Annotated in this window: 17 protein-coding genes; 12 read left to right on the forward strand and 5 right to left on the reverse strand. The window is 68.9% G+C overall.

Annotated features, from left to right (window positions below):
* On the reverse strand, positions 1-257 hold a 257-nt coding region (locus tag ACWCPQ_RS28500), incomplete at its 3' end, for a hypothetical protein (protein ID WP_449904574.1).
* A gap of 380 nt (positions 258-637) precedes the next feature.
* Entirely contained in the window at positions 638-817 is a 180-nt protein-coding gene (locus tag ACWCPQ_RS28505; RefSeq protein ID WP_449904576.1) for a hypothetical protein, read from the reverse strand.
* 259 nt (positions 818-1076) lie between these two features.
* Here ACWCPQ_RS28505 and ACWCPQ_RS28510 point away from each other — a divergent pair, with 259 nt between their 5' ends.
* Entirely contained in the window at positions 1077-1787 is a 711-nt protein-coding gene (locus tag ACWCPQ_RS28510) for a helix-turn-helix domain-containing protein (RefSeq protein WP_449904579.1), read from the forward strand.
* Here the strand turns inward: ACWCPQ_RS28510 and ACWCPQ_RS28515 are convergent.
* On the reverse strand, positions 1769-2344 hold the full coding sequence (locus tag ACWCPQ_RS28515) for a dihydrofolate reductase family protein (protein ID WP_449904582.1): 576 nt from the start codon (positions 2342-2344) through the stop codon (positions 1769-1771). The genes ACWCPQ_RS28510 and ACWCPQ_RS28515 overlap by 19 nt on opposite strands.
* Before the next feature lie 104 nt (positions 2345-2448).
* On the reverse strand, positions 2449-3219 hold the full coding sequence (locus ACWCPQ_RS28520) for an SDR family oxidoreductase (RefSeq protein ID WP_449904585.1): 771 nt from the start codon (positions 3217-3219) through the stop codon (positions 2449-2451).
* Positions 3220-3769: 550 nt separating this feature from the next.
* Between ACWCPQ_RS28520 and ACWCPQ_RS28525 the strand changes: the two genes are divergently transcribed.
* The 4 genes from ACWCPQ_RS28525 to ACWCPQ_RS28540 all read left to right on the forward strand — a co-directional run bounded on the left by ACWCPQ_RS28525 (position 3770) and on the right by ACWCPQ_RS28540 (position 7450).
* The gene (locus tag ACWCPQ_RS28525) at positions 3770-4345 is read left to right on the forward strand and encodes a DsbA family protein (protein WP_449904587.1); all 576 of its coding nucleotides are present in this window, start codon (positions 3770-3772) and stop codon (positions 4343-4345) included.
* Between the two features lie 189 nt (positions 4346-4534).
* On the forward strand, positions 4535-5653 hold the full coding sequence (locus ACWCPQ_RS28530; RefSeq protein ID WP_449904589.1) for an outer membrane protein assembly factor BamB family protein: 1119 nt from the start codon (positions 4535-4537) through the stop codon (positions 5651-5653).
* A 94-nt stretch (positions 5654-5747) separates the two neighbouring features.
* Complete coding sequence (locus ACWCPQ_RS28535) at positions 5748-6692, forward strand: ATP-binding cassette domain-containing protein (protein ID WP_449904591.1); 945 nt, start codon at positions 5748-5750, stop codon at positions 6690-6692.
* Positions 6689-7450 carry an ABC transporter permease gene (locus ACWCPQ_RS28540; RefSeq protein WP_449904593.1) on the forward strand — a complete coding sequence of 254 codons (762 nt, stop codon included), beginning with the start codon at positions 6689-6691 and terminating at the stop codon, positions 7448-7450. Before ACWCPQ_RS28535 ends, ACWCPQ_RS28540 begins: the two co-directional genes overlap by 4 nt.
* Here the strand turns inward: ACWCPQ_RS28540 and ACWCPQ_RS28545 are convergent.
* Complete coding sequence (locus ACWCPQ_RS28545; protein ID WP_449904595.1) at positions 7434-10598, reverse strand: BTAD domain-containing putative transcriptional regulator; 3165 nt, start codon at positions 10596-10598, stop codon at positions 7434-7436. The genes ACWCPQ_RS28540 and ACWCPQ_RS28545 overlap by 17 nt on opposite strands.
* 147 nt (positions 10599-10745) lie before the next feature.
* On the opposite strand from ACWCPQ_RS28545, the gene ACWCPQ_RS28550 reads away from it, so the two are divergent.
* The 7 genes from ACWCPQ_RS28550 to ACWCPQ_RS28580 all read left to right on the forward strand — a co-directional run bounded on the left by ACWCPQ_RS28550 (position 10746) and on the right by ACWCPQ_RS28580 (position 16791).
* Positions 10746-11009, forward strand: coding sequence for a ferredoxin (locus ACWCPQ_RS28550; RefSeq protein ID WP_449904597.1), 264 nt, complete (start codon positions 10746-10748; stop codon positions 11007-11009).
* Positions 11010-11062: 53 nt separating this feature from the next.
* Positions 11063-12289, forward strand: coding sequence for a cytochrome P450 (locus ACWCPQ_RS28555; RefSeq protein ID WP_449904599.1), 1227 nt, complete (start codon positions 11063-11065; stop codon positions 12287-12289).
* 92 nt (positions 12290-12381) lie between these two features.
* The gene (locus ACWCPQ_RS28560) at positions 12382-13029 is read left to right on the forward strand and encodes a hypothetical protein (protein ID WP_449904601.1); all 648 of its coding nucleotides are present in this window, start codon (positions 12382-12384) and stop codon (positions 13027-13029) included.
* A gap of 134 nt (positions 13030-13163) precedes the next feature.
* On the forward strand, positions 13164-14000 hold the full coding sequence (locus ACWCPQ_RS28565; RefSeq protein ID WP_449904603.1) for a hypothetical protein: 837 nt from the start codon (positions 13164-13166) through the stop codon (positions 13998-14000).
* A 112-nt stretch (positions 14001-14112) separates the two neighbouring features.
* Positions 14113-15540 carry an MFS transporter gene (locus ACWCPQ_RS28570; protein ID WP_449904605.1) on the forward strand — a complete coding sequence of 476 codons (1428 nt, stop codon included), beginning with the start codon at positions 14113-14115 and terminating at the stop codon, positions 15538-15540.
* 41 nt (positions 15541-15581) lie between these two features.
* Positions 15582-15788, forward strand: coding sequence for a heavy-metal-associated domain-containing protein (locus ACWCPQ_RS28575; RefSeq protein WP_449904607.1), 207 nt, complete (start codon positions 15582-15584; stop codon positions 15786-15788).
* Between the two features lie 154 nt (positions 15789-15942).
* The gene (locus ACWCPQ_RS28580) at positions 15943-16791 is read left to right on the forward strand and encodes a helix-turn-helix domain-containing protein (RefSeq protein ID WP_449904609.1); all 849 of its coding nucleotides are present in this window, start codon (positions 15943-15945) and stop codon (positions 16789-16791) included.
* Positions 16792-16873 lie beyond the last annotated feature (82 nt).

Here is a 16873-nt window from a genome sequence, read left to right on the forward strand (position 1 = left end):
CGATCAGCCTGAAGATTGCACTCCGCCGCCGTATCCCGGCACTGCGTCGCGAACTCCTCACCACCGGCCCCACCCAACACCGCACGACGACCATCGGCCCTGGCCGAAAGAAACTCCGCCCCCCGGCGCAGCCGTTCCGCCTTCGCCGACAACTCATCGGCCTCACGGCGCATCGCATCTTCCCGAGCCTCCGGGAAATGCCCAGCAACAACCGCTAAAACCTCAGGCGGTAACCACCACGGCAACAGCAGAGACAAACTTCACCCCTGCCCGTAGCAGCGGGAGAGCCGAATAGGCCGGCTCTGCTCTGCGCTGGATACCGCGCACGTCGATGAGAACCGCACCGCCTGGGCCGGCAGAGCGGCGCGGAGTTCGGAGGGCAGTCCGCGCTACTGACTCAGCGATTCGCCCTGGTTCCGTCACGAAAGCGTTCATCTCGCCGGGACAGGGCAAGAGTGGCCGATTCACCACCTACTCTTCCCTTTCCGCGCACCAGCCGATTCCGAACAGTGTGCGCGAGGTCCACCGGTATCGCATTTCCGGACCTTCCTGCCCTTGGCAAGAGGGGTCTACATCGGCACAGAGCTCCCCGTCGTCCTCCGGTACGCCGGTCGGACGAGTATTCGCGGCCGCACCGTCAATACGGGTAGTCCCGGAACGTCATGACACCGCCGACCAGGACAACTATCACCGTGAGGATGTAGACCGTGACACGGAACCACATCGGCCCGAAATAGCTGACCGCCAGCGATGCGCCGAGCGCGACGAGAATCATCACCACTCCGTAGAACGGCGTGCGTTGCTCTCTGTCGACCATTCCTCCAGTGTCCGCCCGAGGTCTGCGGGTAGCAACGCCGGAGATCTCGTCGCGGACGCGGGACGTGACCGCCCTCCGGATATGTATCGATGGTGGTGGATATTGTCCCCGCGTACTGACGCCGCGAATCTCGCGGTCGCGACCCGCGCGGCGCACCCCGAGTCACTCTCGGCCCACGACTCACGGAGGTGCGTCGATGGCCGTGCCCGGCTCGACGTCCCCGTTTTCCAGGCGCTCGATTCGGCTTAGGATCTCGAAGGTGGGACTGCTGTTCGCGACACGCGCGTCGGATTCGCCGTGGGTCGAATCCGTGTGGACCTGCCGCAGCGACGACGTCTCGGAGATGACCTCGGTAGCCTCCGAGACCTGGGGCCTGGTGTTCTGGGAACAGGACGGGCGGGCACACGCGGCGATCACCGGTCCGGAAAGTCGCTCCGGGACCGCACCGGTTCCGGAGGGGGCGGGTTTCGTCGGTATCCAGTTCGCGGTCGGGACCGCACTCCGTGCCACGGCCACCCCGGCGCTGGTGGACGGTGGCGTCGTCCTGCCCGAGGTGACCGGCCGGACCTTCTGGCTCGACGGCGCCCACCGGGAGACACCCCGGCCCGACGATGTCGAGGCGCTGGTCGATCGGCTCGTGCGGGAGGGGGTCGTGGTCCGTGACCCGCTGGTCGCGGCGACGCTACAGGGATCGGCGCCCGAAGTGACCGAGCGGACCCTCGAGCGTCGTTTCCGGGCGGCGACCGGGCTCACTCAGGGCGCCATCCGGCAGATCGGACGTGCCCGGACCGCCGCGCTGCTGCTGACCTCGGGTGAGACATCCGGTGACGTGGTCGACAAGCTCGGGTACTACGACGAGCCGCATCTCGCCCGCGCGCTACGCCGGTACGTCGGGCGGACCGCCCAGCAGCTGCGCACCGGGACCGGTGGCGCGATCGCGCTCGATCCCGGTCAGCGCACGACGGAGTAGACGAGTTTGGTCACGCCGTTGGAGTAGGTCGCCGACTCGCGCACACGCAGCGACTGCTTATCGCGGTCAGCGCGGCTGAACAGGCCCTTACCCGCGCCCAGCAGCACCGGGAACACGAGCAGGTTGTAGCGGTCGATCAAATCGGCGTCCGAGCAGCGCCGGGCCAGTTCGGCACTGCCGTGGATGTAGATCGCGCCGCCGTCGGTCTGCTTCAGTTTCGCGACGTCGTCTTCCGAACGCAGGATCGTGAGCGGACCCCACCCGTCGATCAGCGCATCGTCGGCGAGGCTCGACGAGACGACGTACTTGGGCAGGTCCTTGTACACGGCGTGGTCCTCGGAGTCGCGCCATATCGGGGCGAACGCCTCGTAGCTGCGGCGGCCGAACATCAGCGCGGTCGTATCGGCGAGCTCCTCGCCCTTGAGCGAGTATGCCTCGGGCACGAACTCCGTCTCCATCACCCAGCCGCCACTACGGTGCCCCTCGACCTTGCCGCCGGGCGAATCCACGACGCCGTCCAAGGACATGAAGCCGGTGTAGACGAGTTCGCGTGTCATCAGTTCCTCCTGAGGCCGGGCACCGGATCGTGCCTGTGCTCAGCAGCCTAGGAAACGATCGGCGCCGGTGTCTTGGACGAAACCGACACGGGTCCGGTCGAGCCTCAGCGGCGCCGATCTCGCCCACGCGCGGCGAGATATTCCTCGAAGGTGATCCGCCCGTCCGCCCGCTCCGGCGCGAGCTGGAGTCCGGCGCGGAAATCGCGCATCGCCCGGCCCGGCAACGGAACCGCCAGTACGGGTCGGCGACGGCCGACGGCCCGCAGATACGCGCGCCCCAGATCGGTGGCCGTGCGCACCTGCGGGCCGCCGAGATCCGGTACCCGTCGCCGGGCGGGGCCCGTCGCGAGCGCGACGAGCCGGTCCGCCACCTCGGTCACATCGATCGGCTGGACGGACACCTTCGCCGGCATCGCCAGAAACGGCAGCATCCGCTGGACATCGCATATCTCGGCGATCAGATCGTGGAACTGGGTCGCGCGCAGGGTGGTCCACGGGAGGCCGGATCCCTCGATCAGCTTCTCGCACTCCACTTTCGCGCGGTAGTAGCCGAGCGCGTGGTCGTCGATGCCGACGATCGACAGATACACCAGGTGCGGACGTCCCGACGCCTGCGCGGCCTCGATCAGCGCGCGGGTCGCGGCGATATCGCCGCGACCGTCGGTCGTGGCCAGGTGGACGATCACCTCGGTATCGGCCACCGCCGCACGCAGACCGCGCCCGGTGCCCAGGTCCGCGACAGCCCACCGATGAGCCGCGGGCGGGCGTTCGGAACGCGTCAGTACCCGCACCTCACGACCCGTCGCGAGCAGGCGCGGGACGAATACGCGTCCGAGGCGGCCGGTGCCGCCGGTGACCAGTATCGGTTTCGTCATCGGTACCTCCGAGTCGCGCGACGAATTCACTCTGCATTTGCGGTAACTCACGACGGCCGGTGACGGCGGGTTCCGGCGGCAGGCATCCGCGGGCGGATACGCTCGGCGAATTCCGGAAACCCAGCCGGGACTCTATCGTGCGGGCCGGCCGTTTCCAACGATCTCGGCGATCCCCGGCCGGCGACCTTCCCGCTTCGCCGCCGACTCCGAGTAGCGCCGGGCGATGCTCACTGTCCCCGGGCCGGGGATTCGAGGTGTTCCGCGTCCGAGCCAGCCGGGGCGGAGGAGCCGCCCGGCCGCGATCGAGCGCTGTCGCGCCGGTCAGGGAGCGGGCACTAGGCTGGCGACGCAATAAAGGTCGAGCGGAAAGCAGCTGAAGTGAGCACCTATCCGGGCGGCCTGCCGCCGCACCAGAACCAGGGCCCGAACCGTCGACTGCTCGTCATCCTGACCCCGTTCCTGGTACTACTCGTAGCCGCCGCCGCGACGGGTATCGGATTGCTGGTCCGCACCGCGGCGGCCGACGAGATCCCCGGGTACCGCGACAGCGGTGGATGGTGGCTCCGCCCCCGCCAATGTCCTGGCCGACGGCGCGGTCCGGGTCGGGGATCCGGACGCGAAGGTCACTGTCCGGGTCGTCATGGACCTGCAGTGCCCCGCCTGCAAGGCATTCGAATCGGCCAACGGCAAGGTCCTCGAGGACGCGGTCCGCGACGGCACCGCCGTGGTCGAGTACAGCGTCATCACTTTCCTCGACCGCGCCAGCACGACCGAGTACTCCTCCCGCGCCGGTAACGCATCGTTCTGCGTCGCGGACTCGGGCGTGGACAACTACCAGGGCTGGCTCGCGGATATGTTCGAACAACAGCCCGAAGAGGGCGGCGACGGGCTCCCCGACAGCACCCTGATCGATATCGCCGAATCTGCCGGATACACCGATCCCGCGGTGGCCCGGTGCATCACCGACCGGCAGTACGACAGCTACCTGCGCACCGAAACCGATCAGGTGCTCGACAGCGGCGTGAACTCGACGCCGACCGTTGTCGTCGACGGCGAGCAGGTCACCGACGCCGGCGCCCTCATGAGCCCGAACGGGCTCGCCGCGGTGATCGCGGCAGCGCGCTGAGCACAGCCGGCCCGGCGCAGATCACAGCCGCGATCGCCGCTCGATGCGGCCATCCCGCGATGACGCCCGGAAACGAGTCGAATTCCGCCGAAGATCGCTGATACCTTCACTCTTCGCGCTGATACCGCGGCTGTTTCGCACCACCCGGCGAGCATCCGCCCGGTTCGGCCGCACGAAGGAGAGCATCGGATGGACACGGCGGCGATCGGTTCGGCGAGCAGGCGAACGCGCAAAGTCTGGTGCACGGTACTCGTCGTGGTGGTGCTGACCGGGATAGCCGTGATCGTCCAGTGGAACCGGCGACCGCAGGAGCGGCCGGAAACAACCGTGCTCGACAGCCGGTTCCTGGTTTCGGCCCGGCTCGACTCCGCCCCGGTGCCGCGCTGGACGCTGCGCGCCGCGGATCTGTCCGACGAACCGGGCGCGATACGCGGCGACCACCAGACCGATTTCGAGGTCACCGATGCGGCGGTGCGGGACGGCGTCGTATCGGTGACCGGCCGGACCGAGGACCGGATGACGGCCGTACTCACCCGCGGAACCGTTTCCGATTTCGACGCGACCTGGCGGCGCACCTATCCGGTCCCCGCTGCCGACGACGCGGCGAACCCGAGGATCGATGGGCGCGCCCGGGACTACGTCCTGGACGGTCACGACCGCAGCATCCGGGTCTACGACCTGCGCACGGGCGATCCGCTGTTCACCGGTCCCGTTGCCCAGACCTTCGCCGGTGGCATCATCGCGACTCAGGTGATCGATCGCGGTCGGAGTGCGGGGCGGGTCGCACTCGTCGACCGCACCGGCCGGCAGATCGTCGAAGTCGGCAATGCGAGCTTCCTCCTCGATCGGCACCCGATCGCGACTGCCACACCCGCACCGATCCTCACCGGGGAGAGCGCTTACGAGCAGAGCACGGGCCGCGTCCGTTGGACGAACCCACAGCTCGGGATCGACGAACACACCGGACGGGCGAGCGCGGTGGAGGGGGTGGTGGGCAACACCGTGATCGTCCGATCACCCGGCGGAGCGGAGTTGGTCGGCCTCGACCTCGCGGACGGGCACCCGGTCTGGCAGCAGCCGACACCGTTCTCGAATACCTTGCACTACGACGGCGTAACCGACGCGAGCCACCTCACCCTGACCGACGGCGAAACCGTATCCGCGATCGATTCCGGCGACGGCTCGTCCACCTGGTCCGTGCCGCTACCACCTGGCGGCCGGCCCGGCTTCCGGACGGCGGTGAAGGCGATGGGCGGGCAGCTGGTCACGGTGACCGCCCACGAGTTCACGGGATACAGCCCGGCCTAGCGCACCCGGATCACCGGACTGGCCGACAGTATGTCAGTGGTCGTGTCAGCACGGCGTCAGGCCCGTATCAGCCCGGCCGCCGACAGTTGCCTCCATGAGCACTACAGCGATCGCGGCCTCGGGGCTGCGGAAAGCGTACGGGGACAAAACCGTCCTCGACGGTATCGATCTGAACATCGGCGCCGGCACCATCTTCTCCCTGCTCGGCCCCAACGGCGCGGGCAAGACGACCACGGTGAACGTACTGACCACTCTGTTGAAAGCCGATGGCGGGACAGCGCGGGTCGCCGGGCACGATATCGCCACCGAGACGAAGGCGGTGCGCGCCTCGATCGGGGTCACCGGTCAGTTCGCGGCGGTGGACGATCTGCTGACCGGCGCGGAGAACCTGGAGCTGATGGCGGATATCCACCGCCTGAAAGGCGCCGAACGCAAGCGGGTGGTGGCCGAACTGCTGGACCGGTTCGATCTGACCGGATCGGCACGGAAACGCGCGGCCACCTATTCCGGCGGTATGCGGCGGAAACTGGATCTGGCGATGACGCTGGTGACCCGGCCGGAGATCGTTTTCCTGGACGAGCCGACCACCGGGCTGGATCCGCGGAGCCGGCGCACCATGTGGGAGATCGTGCGCGGGCTGACAGACCAGGGAGTCACCATCTTCCTCACCACCCAGTACCTCGAGGAAGCCGACCAGCTCGCCGACCGGATCGCGGTGCTCGACCAGGGACGGATCGTCGCCGAGGGGACCGCCGACGAGCTGAAGCGCCGGGTACCCGGCAGCTATGTCCGGCTGCGTTTCACCCAGGGGGCGGAACTGGACGCGGCGGCGCGGGTGCTGCCCGATTCCACCAGGGACGACGAAACGCTTTCCCTGCGGGTTCCGGGCGACGGCGGTTCGAAATCGCTGCGTTACGTCCTGGATCGACTCGACGGGGCCGCGCTCGAGGCCACCGAGGTTTCTGTGCACACCCCCGATCTCGACGATGTCTTCCTTTCCCTGACCGGCCATGCGACCACGGAGGTCGACGCGATATGAACACGATCACCGCACCGCTGACCGATTCGTCGATCATGCTGCGCCGCAACTTCAAACATATCGCCCGCAACCCGGTCACCATCTTCAACGCGGCCTTCATGCCGGTCGTGATGATGCTGATCTTCGTCTACGTGTTCGGCAGCGCTTTCGATGTCGGCGGCGATTACATCGACTACGCGACCCCGGGGATGCTGCTGCTGGCAGTCAGTTACGGACTGTCGGGCACCGCGGTGGCGGTGAGCTCGGATATGTCGAAGGGCATCATCAACCGGTTCAAGGTCATGGACGTCTCCCGCAGCGCGGTACTGACCGGGCACGTGGTGGCCACCATCCTGACCAACGCTGTCGCCATCGTGGCGATTCTCGCGGTGGCGTTCGCACTGGGATTCCGGCCGCCGGCGACCGGTGCCGACTGGTTCGGCGCGCTCGGCATCCTGGCGGCCACGTCCTTCGCGGCCTCCTGGCTCACGGTCGCGCTGGGTATGGCGGCGAAAACTCCGGAATCCGCGGGTATGGGGGTGGTGCCGCTGATCATGCTGCCGTTCGTGAGCACCGCGATCGTGCCGGCCGAGAAGATGGGGCAGGGGGTCCGGCAGTTCGCGCAGTATCAGCCGTTCACCCCGATCATCGAGTCGCTGCGCGGTTTCCTGGCCGGCAACCCCTCCGGCGGTCACACCGCGGCGGCACTCGCCTGGTGTGCCGGGTTCGCGGTGGTCGGATACCTGTGGTCCCGGGCCACTTTCAACAAGCGAGCGTGACGGCGGCCAGCTCCTGCCAATCCGCCTGCGCCCCCTCCCGCGTCGCCTCGGTGAAGTCCGCTTCACCGAGGCGTTCTCGCGCTGTCCGCGCGATCCGCGCCGCGTCCGGCTGGGAGAGGTCGGGCGCCCCGTGCACCGCGACACTCACCGCGAGCAGCCGCGCGGCCTCGGCGTTGCGGTCCGCCCGCAGCGCCAGATCCGCGATTCCGACGACCACCTGCGCGACGAGAATCGCGTGCCCGGCCTCGGTGGCCGCCCGGAATGCCGCGGCATGGTGTTCCCGGGCCTCGTCGAGATCGGTCGCGAGATAACCGAGCACAGTGTGGATCGCCGCGGCCAGTTGCGGCATCTCGGCTTCGCTGCCCAATACTGTTGTCGCGATACCGATCTGCTCGTAGGCCTGCCCCGTATCGCCGCCCCACCGGGCCAGCTCCGCTTTCGCCAGGGCCAGTTCGGCGAGTGCGACCGGCCAGGCGACCCGTCCCGCGTAGCGTTGCGCTTCGGCCACCGCGGCCGCGCTGGCTTCGGTATCGCCCGCCAGCCAGTACAGCTGGGCCTGCCGGGAGAGCAGTCCGAGGATGTCCTCGGCCGCGCCGATCTCGGTGACCACGGCGACAGCCTGCTCGAAAAGCTCACATGCGGCGGCGAATTCGCCGCGGGTGGCATGCCGGTTCGCCGCCTCGGACAGCGCGAACGACATCCCCCATCGCTCGCCCAGGGCCCGGAACTCGGCCAGCGCGCCGTCGAGATAGGCGCCCGCTTCCGGACCGTCGCGCCCCAGCACGATCCGCATCTTGCCCATCTGCAACCGGGCCAGGGCACGCACCCAGGGGTCGGCATCGGTGAGCAGCGGTTCGAAGGCGGTCGGCAGAGCCTCCGGCCCGTGCAACATGCTCTCCAACGCGGAGATGAACGCCAGAGCGGGATGCCCGGCGCGAACATCGCGGCCGGTCGTGTAGGCCTTGCGGATCCACTCCTCCACCTGGTTCGCGTCGTTACGCCCGGAACTCAGGAAATGCACGACCAGCGCGTATACCAGGGCACGGGTTGCGTCGTCCACCTCGGCGGGCAGATCGGCGACCGTTGTGACGAACTCCAGGCCCTCGGCCTTGTGCCCGCCGAGCCACCAGTACCAGCCGGCCGCCGCGGCCAGTCGCAGCGCACCGGCGGCGTCGCCGGCCGCGAGCGCACCACGCATCGCGGCACCGATGTTGTGGTGCTCGGCCCCGAGCACCACCAGCCATTCCAATTGTTCGGCGCGGCGCAGATGCGGTTCGGCGGTTTCGGCGAGTCGGGTGACGTAGCCGAGATGTGCTCGGCGGGCCGAATCCGACTCGCCGGCCGCCGCGAGCCGTTCCTGTGCGTACTGGCGGATCGTATCGAGCATCCGATACCTCGGCTCGGTTCCACCGGCGGTACGCAGTAGCGATTTCTCGGTCAGCGCGGTCAGTAATTCGAGCACCTCCCAGCGTTCGACCGTCGGATCCCCGCCGCTGCCCTGGCCCTCCGGGTCGGCACAGACCTGTTCGGCCGCTTCCAGAGTCGCGCCGCCGGAGAACACCGCGAGCCTGCGCAACACCATTCGTTCGGCGTCGCTGAGCAGCTCCCAGCTCCAATCGACCACCGCGCGCAGCGTCCGGTGCTGCGGAATCGCGGTGCGGCTGCCACCGGTCAGTAGCCGGAACCGGTCGTCGAGGCGGTCGGCGAGCTGGTCGAGGGACATGGTCCGCAGCCTGGCCGCAGCCAATTCGATCGCCAGCGGTATCCCGTCGAGTGCCCGGCAGACGCGGGCCATGGTCGTGAGCGAGTGGGCGTCGGCGGTGAGGTCCTTGCGCACCGCCCCCGCGCGGTCCCGCAGCAACTGGACGGCCGGGGAGGCTGCGATCTCGGCGAGGTCGGCATCCTCGGCGGGTGAGGCCAGCGGTTCGACCTGCCACAATGCCTCACCGGTGATACCCAGCGGTTCCCGGCTCGTGGCCAGGATCCGTAACCGCCGGCACTCCCCGAGCACCCGGTGGGCGAAGGCCGCCACGGCTTCGATCACATGCTCGCAGTTGTCCAGGATCAACAGTGTCTCGCGGTCGCGGATCGCCGCGACGAGGCGGTCCACCGGCTCCGCGTCCGGAGTGCCGCCGAGTAGTGCGTCCCGCAGGCCGAGCGCGGCGATCGCCGATTGCGCCACGTCACCGCTCGCGTCGATCGAGGCCAATTCGACCAGCCAGGCCCCATCCGGCAGATCGTCGAGCAGCGTCTGCGCGGTCTCCAGTGCCAGCCGGGTCTTCCCCGAACCGCCGGGCCCGGTCAGGGTGGTGAGCCGGTGTTTCGAGATGAGGTCACGTACGGCGGCGATATCGGCGTATCTGCCCACATATCCGGTGAGCTCGGCGCGCAGATTCGTCCGGCGATCGTCGGTGTCCGCGCCGACTTCACCGCGCAACAGCGCGATATGCAGCGCCGACATTTCCGGCGAGGGATCCACACCGAGAGTGTCGGCGAGCGCTTCCCGCGCATCCTGGTACACCACCAGCGCCTCCGAACCGCGCCCGGCGGCGGCGAGCGCCCGCATCAGCGAGACCACCAGGCGTTCGCGGACCGGATAGCGGGCCACCAGATCGGTGAGCTCACCCACTCGGTGCGCGCCCCGGCCCAGCCGGAGCTCGGACTCGTAGAGGTCCTCGGCCGCGGTCAGGCGCAACCCCTCGAACCGGGTGATCAGCGCGTCGACGGCCTCACTGTCGCGCACATCCACGTCCTGCATCGGCGCCCCGCGCCAGAGGTCGAGTGCCTCGCGCAGCAGGCGGGCCCGGTCCGCGTCGTCCCCACCGCGGGCCTGTTCCAGGAGCTGCTCGAACCGGGTCGCGTCGACCGCGCGGGGTTCGACCGTGAGCCGGTATCCGCCCGCCTGCCCCTCCAGCGATCCGTCCGGTAACAGCCGACGCAGCCGCGAGACCAGCGCCTGCAGGGCGTTCGCCGCGTCGGCGGGCGGCTGCTCACCCCAGATCCAATCGACCAGCGTCGACTTCGCGACCGCACGACCGGGTTCGAGGGCCAAGGCGATCAACAGCGCCCGCAACCGGACACCCGGCACCTCGATAGATCCCCCATCGTCTGCTCGGATATCGAGCGGTCCAAGCAACGCGATCTGCACCGGACCATTCTGCCGCAGCCGGCCGAGGGCCGCCGGGCCGCCTTTCCCCAGCTGACGATCTTGCCGCTGACCTGGTCGAACATACCGTCAGCGCGGGTGTCAGGACGATGTCAGCCCGATATCAGCGGCACCGGCGACAGTTCTCGTATGAACAGCCCAGCACTCGCGACAGCCGGTCCGGCCGGTTCCGTCGTCCGGCCGGAAGGGAAACCGATGGAACTCAGTGTCGACCGGGAACGCTGCATCGGCGCGGGTATGTGCGCGCTGATCGCGCCGGAGATCTTCGACCAGGACGAGGCCGACGGCCGGGTGCGCCTCCTCGATTCCACTCCCACGGCCCCGCATCACCCGACCGCCCGCGAAGCCGCGCAGAGCTGCCCCGCGGCGGCGATCGGCCTCCGGGACCGATGACCCCCGGCATTCCGCAGCCCGGCCACCGACCAGACCATGAACAGGAAGAACCGATGAGCGATACCGCCTCCGTCCCGCACGGCCTGCCCACTGCCCGCGATGCGGGCCCCTTCGACCCGCCCCGCGCGATCACCCGGCTGCGCGAGACCCGCCCGGTCAGCCCGTTGATCTTCCCCGACGGCCACGAAGGATGGCTCGTCACCGGCTACGAAGAGGTCCGGGCGTTGCTGGCCGATACCCGCTTCAGCTCCCGCCAGGACATCGGCGTCCTGCACGCGCTGGACGCGAGCCCGGATATGCCCGTCCAGACCGAACCGTCCCCGCAGATCCCGGGTGTCTTCGTCGCCATGGACCCGCCGGACCACACCCGGTTGCGCCGCAAGCTCATCGGCGCTTTCACCGTACGGCGGATGAAAGAACTCGAAGCGCATATCGAAGAGGTCGTCGAACGGCAGCTCGACGAAATGGCGGAGCTGACACCGCCGGTCGATCTGGTGCGGGCGTTCGCGCTGCCGGTGCCGTCGCTGGTGATCTGCGAACTGCTCGGAGTCCCCTACGCCGACCGGGAAACTTTCCAGACCAACTCCGCCAAGTTCCTGCTCAGGGACCAGCCGCTGGAGGAGAAGATGGGTGCCTACGGCGCGATGATGGGTTACCTGGCCGAACTGGTGACGGCCAAACGCGCCGCGCCCGGTGAGGACATCCTGTCCGATCTGGCCCGGGACGACGACCTCTCGATCGAGGAACTGACCGGTATCTCCTTCCTGCTGCTGCTCGCCGGCCACGAGACAACGGCCAACATGCTGGCGCTGGGCACTTTCGCGCTCCTGGAGAACCCCGGGCAGCTTGCCGACCTGAGCGCGAACCCGGATCTGGCACCGGACGCGGTCGAAGAGCTGATGCGCTATCTGTCGGTCGCCGATATCTTCTACCGCTACGCCACCGAGGACCTCGAACTCGGCGGCGAAACGATTCCGCAGGGCTCCACCGTCGTCGTATCCCTGCTGGCCGCCAATCACGACCCCCGGCGTTTCGACGATCCGGACACCCTCGATATCCGCCGCAGGGCCCGCGGTCACGTCTCGTTCGGCCACGGTGTGCACCAGTGCCTGGGTCAGCAGCTGGCGCGCATCGAGATGCGCGCCGGTTTCGTGGGGCTGCTGCACCGCTTCCCGGCGCTGCGGCTCGCCGTGCCCGCCGCGGAAGTACCGCTGCGGACCGATATGAACATCTACGGCGTCCACGAACTCCCGGTCACCTGGACCGACTCCAGCCGTTGACCCCGACGCCCGGCCGCGCTCGACGCGGCCGGGCGGACCGACCGCATCCGCTGCCCCGCATCCGAACCCGACTCAGATTCACGGAGACCGCCATGCCCACCTACTCGACCCCGGAACCGATCGCCGTCACCGTCGAAGTGCTCTCCGGCGCAGTCACGGTGGTGGCCTCCGACCGCGCCGATACCGTCGTCGAGGTCCGGCCGGCCGACGCAGCCAGGAAGGGCGATATCCGCGCCGCCCAGCAGACCCGGGTGGATTTCGCCGCCGGGGTGCTGACCGTCACCACGCCGAAGGACTGGCGGACCTATTCACCGTTCGGCGGCAATCCGTCGATCGAGGTGACGATCGAGGTTCCCACCGGCTCCCGGCTGCGGGGTACCGCCGCGGTGGGCCGCTTGCTGGCCATCGGCGGACTGGGCCGGTGCGAACTCGAAGTGGCCGCCGGCGACATCATCGTCGAGGGTCCGCGCGATTCGGTCACCGCGAAAGTCGCCAAGGGCGATATCCGCATCGGCGAGGCGGCGCGCGGTGTGCTGCGACTCGAGACATCCACCGGCGAACTGGAAGTGGGGATCAGCGCGGGCAGCGCGGTGCACCTGGAAGCCGACGCGCTGCACGGCACGGTGCGCAACGACATGGGGCCGGCCGGCACGGGGACCCGCGGTGGCGAGGTCGTCCAGGTGCGGGCCCGTAATTCGTTCGGCGACATCATCATCCGGCACGCCGCCACGGTCGGATAACGAGCCGGATCCGCCGCTGCCGCAAGGCCGGACACCGTCGCCGGGTGTCCGGCTCTACGCGTTTTCCGGCCCGCGTGCCGAGCCGGTGACCACAGCGGGGTTGCACATACCCCCTAGGGGTATTAATGTCTCCCATGTCGAAGCGACCGACCGAGGAGAACGAAATGAACGCCACCGCGCACACCCACCAGCACGCCCACCACACCGGCGGCGGAGACCACGGCGGCCACGCGACCCACGCCGCCACCCTCCCCGGCGGACTGCAGATCACCGAAGCCGGGTACACCCTGGATCTCGAGACAGCGATCACCGAACCCGGCGCGACCGATCTCCGGTTCCGGATCCTCGGTCCGGACGGCGCCGCGGTCACCGACTTCACACCGATCCACGAACGCGAACTGCACCTGATCGTCGCGCGCCGGGAACTGACCGGTTTCCAGCACGTACATCCGGTGCGGGACGAGCACGGCACCTGGTCGATCCGGATCGATACGAGCGAAGCGGGCGCCTACCGAGTGTTCACCGATATCGCACCCACCGCCCTGGGCCGGACCATCACACTGGGCGCCGACCTCGCCGTAGCGGGACCCTATGAACCGCTTCCCGTTCCGGCCCGGGCCGATACCGCCGAGGTCGGCGGCTACCGGGTCACCCTGACCGGCGAACTGGCCACCGGCGCGGGCGGCGCGCTCACCTTCACCGTCGAGAAGGACGGGAACCCCGTACACGACCTGAACCCATACCTGGGAGCCTTCGGCCATCTGGTGATCCTGCGCGCCGGCGACCTGGCCTATGTCCACGTCCACCCTGGTGGTGAGCCGGGCGACGGCGTGACCCCGGCCGGGCCCGCGATCGGTTTCCACGCGGCCGCACCGGGCCCCGGAACCTACCGGCTGTTCCTCGATTTCCGGCACGAGGGTGTCGTGCGTACCGCCGCCTTCACCGTCGCGGTGGATACCACCCGGCACTGACCGGACTCCAGCGCACCCCACGCCGGCTCACGGAAACGCCCGTGCCGGCATATTTTTCCACCTCACAGATACCCTACCCGGGTAGAGTTTTCAGGAACGGATCGGAAATGCCATGAGTACGCAGACACGTCCCGCCACCCGTAAGTGGTGGGCACTGGCGGTGATCGCCGCCGCCCAGTTCATGGTCATCATGGACACCTCGATCATCGGGATCGCGCTGCCGCGGATGCAGGCCGATCTCGGTTTCTCCCAGGAGAATCTGACCTGGGTGTTCAACGCCTACGTCATCGCGTTCGGCGGACTGTTGCTCCTCGGCGGACGCCTGTCGGATCTGCTCGGCGCGCGCCGGGTGTTCGCGGCGGGCTGGGTCGTACTGCTGGGCGGTTCGGTGCTCGCGGGTGCGGCCACAACCGTGGGCGCCGAACTCACCGGACGCGCGATCCAGGGTGCCGGTGCGGCACTCATCGCCCCGGCGGCGCTCACGCTGCTGATGATCCTCTTCGGATCGTCACCGGGCGAATTGACCAAAGCCCTGGCGGTCTACGGTGCCGCGGCACCCGCCGGCGGCACGGCCGGAGTATTCCTCGGCGGTGTCATCACCGAATACATCAGCTGGCCGTGGGTCTTCTACATCAATGCTCCGATCGCGGTGCTCGCACTGCTCGCCGTACCGGCACTGATGCCCGCGGCACCGGCCCGCCGCGGCTCACTCGATCTGCTCGGCGCTGTCACCGCCACCGCCGGGCTGGCCGCCGCGGTATACGGAATCGTCCGCGCACCCGAGGTCGGCTGGGGCTCCGGGCAGACCTGGGCGGTGCTGACCGCGTCCGCGGTACTCCTCGCCGGATTCGTGTTCCTGCAATCGCGCCGCGCGCAACCGCTGATGCCGCCGGCAATCTTGCGGGCACCCGATCTCGCTGCCGCCAACCTCGCCCAGCTACTCCTGGGTGCGGCCTGGGTGCCGATGTGGTTCTTCCTGAACCTCTATCTACAGCAGGTACTCGGCTACAGCGCTTTCCCGTCGGGTGCCGCGCTGCTGCCGATGACCACCCTGATCATGCTCGGCATGATCGTGGTCGCGCCCCGGGCGATGCAGCGATTCGGCGCGAAGCCGATGATCGTGACCGGCCTGGTGATCCTCGGCCTCGGCTTGGGCATCATGTCGCTGGTGCGGCCCACCGGCACCTTCTGGATCGACGTACTGCCGGCGTCGCTGGTCGCCGCGGGAGGTATGGCGCTGGCCTTCATCCCCTCGCTCGGCACCGCCATCGGCGCGGCCCGGCCGGAAGAAGGCGGGCTGGCCTCCGGAATCGTCAATGTGAGCTATCAGATCGGCTCCGCGCTCGGCCTGGCCGCGATGACCGCGCTGGCCACCGCGTTCGGCACCGACGAACTCGGCGACCTGCCCCGGCTCACCGACGGCTACTCCGCCGCCTTCCTCGGCGCCGGCACGGTCGCCCTGGTCGGCGCCGCCGTAACCGCCGCGACCATGTCCTCGCCCGCCCGGCGATCCGCATCCGCGGCCGAACGTCCGTCCTGAACACCGCAACCATCGAAAACCCGACCACTACAGGAGATCCCATGAACACCAGTCACATCACCGTCACCGGAATGACCTGCGGTTGCTGCGCCGACTCGGTGCGCGACGAACTCGGCCGGATACCGGGCGTCACCGCGGTCACTGTGAACCTCGGCACCGGCGCGGTCGGGCTCGACAGCGCCGCACCGATCGACCGGGAGTCGATCGACGCGGCCGTCACCCGAGCCGGCTACTCCGTCGCCGAATGAGCCGAACAGCGACCTACCAGGGCGGGTCCCTTCCTTTCCGGAAGGGACCCGCCCTCGTCGTGTCACATCGTCGTGGCACCCCGCCCGGCATCGCTGCTGGTGGAGTGGATTCGCGGCCCACGGTCCGGCGGTGCTCGGTCCGTATCATTGCGGCATGGAGAACGTCGAGTCGACCGGTGCCGCCGCAGGGCTGTGGGATATTGCGGTCCCGGCGCGGCCGGCTCGCCTCGCGGGGGTCGAGATGGCCGGATTCCGCGGCCGAACCGCGGACCTCGTCGATATCCGGGTGATCCCACACCCGGCCCTCACGATGTTCATCGACTTCGGAGACGGCAGTCTCGTCGACGATACGAACGGCCGGCACCTACGTGGCGGCATCTTCGCCGGATTCCTGCCCGGTAGCGTGCGCGGGCTCGGCGCCGAAATCGATTGCCTGCAGATCCGGCTTTCCCCGGCAGTCGCCTACCGGGTGCTGGGTACCTGCGCGGAATCGGGATCGACAATGGTCTCACTCGACGATTTGTGGGGATCCGAGGCCGAACTGCTCCGCGGGCGGTTGCAGGCCGCCCGCTCCTGGAACGAGCGATTCACGATCGCGGAGGCCGCCCTCGCCGGCCGCCACGAAACCGGACGAGCGGTGGACCCCGAGGTCGGGTTCGCGTGGCAGCGGATGGTGCGCAGCCGAGGGCAGATCCGGATCGAGCGGCTGGCGGCCGAGGTCGGCTGGAGCCGCAAGCGGCTCTGGTCGCGATTCGGCTCCCAGATCGGGCTCACCCCCAAACGCGCCGCACAACTGGTCCGCTTCGACCATGCCGCGCACCGACTCGCCGCCGGACACAACGCCGCGCTCGTGGCCGCGGACAGCGGTTACGCCGATCAATCCCATCTCAGCCGGGATGTGGTGGCTATCGCCGGAATAACTCCGGCGGCGGTGGCGACCGCTCCCTGGCTCGCCGTCGACGGAGACGCGTGGGCCGGGAGTGTCCACACACCCACCCACTGACACCGTCCGCCCCGGCCGGAACATTCGTCCAATACATCCCGCGCTGCCGCGACGATGCTTGCGGTCGTAACCGGAAATATCG

It is taken from the genome of Nocardia sp. NPDC001965 (assembly GCF_053594175.1).

Excerpts from the sequence above, each read along its gene's own strand:
- ACWCPQ_RS28565 (WP_449904603.1), top strand. The coding sequence starts at position 13,164 with ATGTCGAAGCGACCGACCGAGGAGAACGAAATGAACGCCACCGCGCAC.
- ACWCPQ_RS28555 (WP_449904599.1), top strand. The coding sequence starts at position 11,063 with ATGAGCGATACCGCCTCCGTCCCGCACGGCCTGCCCACTGCCCGCGAT.
- ACWCPQ_RS28535 (WP_449904591.1), top strand. The coding sequence starts at position 5,748 with ATGAGCACTACAGCGATCGCGGCCTCGGGGCTGCGGAAAGCGTACGGG.
- ACWCPQ_RS28520 (WP_449904585.1), bottom strand. The coding sequence starts at position 3,219 with ATGACGAAACCGATACTGGTCACCGGCGGCACCGGCCGCCTCGGACGC.
- ACWCPQ_RS28560 (WP_449904601.1), top strand. The coding sequence starts at position 12,382 with ATGCCCACCTACTCGACCCCGGAACCGATCGCCGTCACCGTCGAAGTG.
- ACWCPQ_RS28540 (WP_449904593.1), top strand. The coding sequence starts at position 6,689 with ATGAACACGATCACCGCACCGCTGACCGATTCGTCGATCATGCTGCGC.
- ACWCPQ_RS28530 (WP_449904589.1), top strand. The coding sequence starts at position 4,535 with ATGGACACGGCGGCGATCGGTTCGGCGAGCAGGCGAACGCGCAAAGTC.
- ACWCPQ_RS28575 (WP_449904607.1), top strand. The coding sequence starts at position 15,582 with ATGAACACCAGTCACATCACCGTCACCGGAATGACCTGCGGTTGCTGC.
- ACWCPQ_RS28580 (WP_449904609.1), top strand. The coding sequence starts at position 15,943 with ATGGAGAACGTCGAGTCGACCGGTGCCGCCGCAGGGCTGTGGGATATT.
- ACWCPQ_RS28550 (WP_449904597.1), top strand. The coding sequence starts at position 10,746 with ATGAACAGCCCAGCACTCGCGACAGCCGGTCCGGCCGGTTCCGTCGTC.
- ACWCPQ_RS28570 (WP_449904605.1), top strand. The coding sequence starts at position 14,113 with ATGAGTACGCAGACACGTCCCGCCACCCGTAAGTGGTGGGCACTGGCG.
- ACWCPQ_RS28505 (WP_449904576.1), bottom strand. The coding sequence starts at position 817 with ATGGTCGACAGAGAGCAACGCACGCCGTTCTACGGAGTGGTGATGATT.
- ACWCPQ_RS28515 (WP_449904582.1), bottom strand. The coding sequence starts at position 2,344 with ATGACACGCGAACTCGTCTACACCGGCTTCATGTCCTTGGACGGCGTC.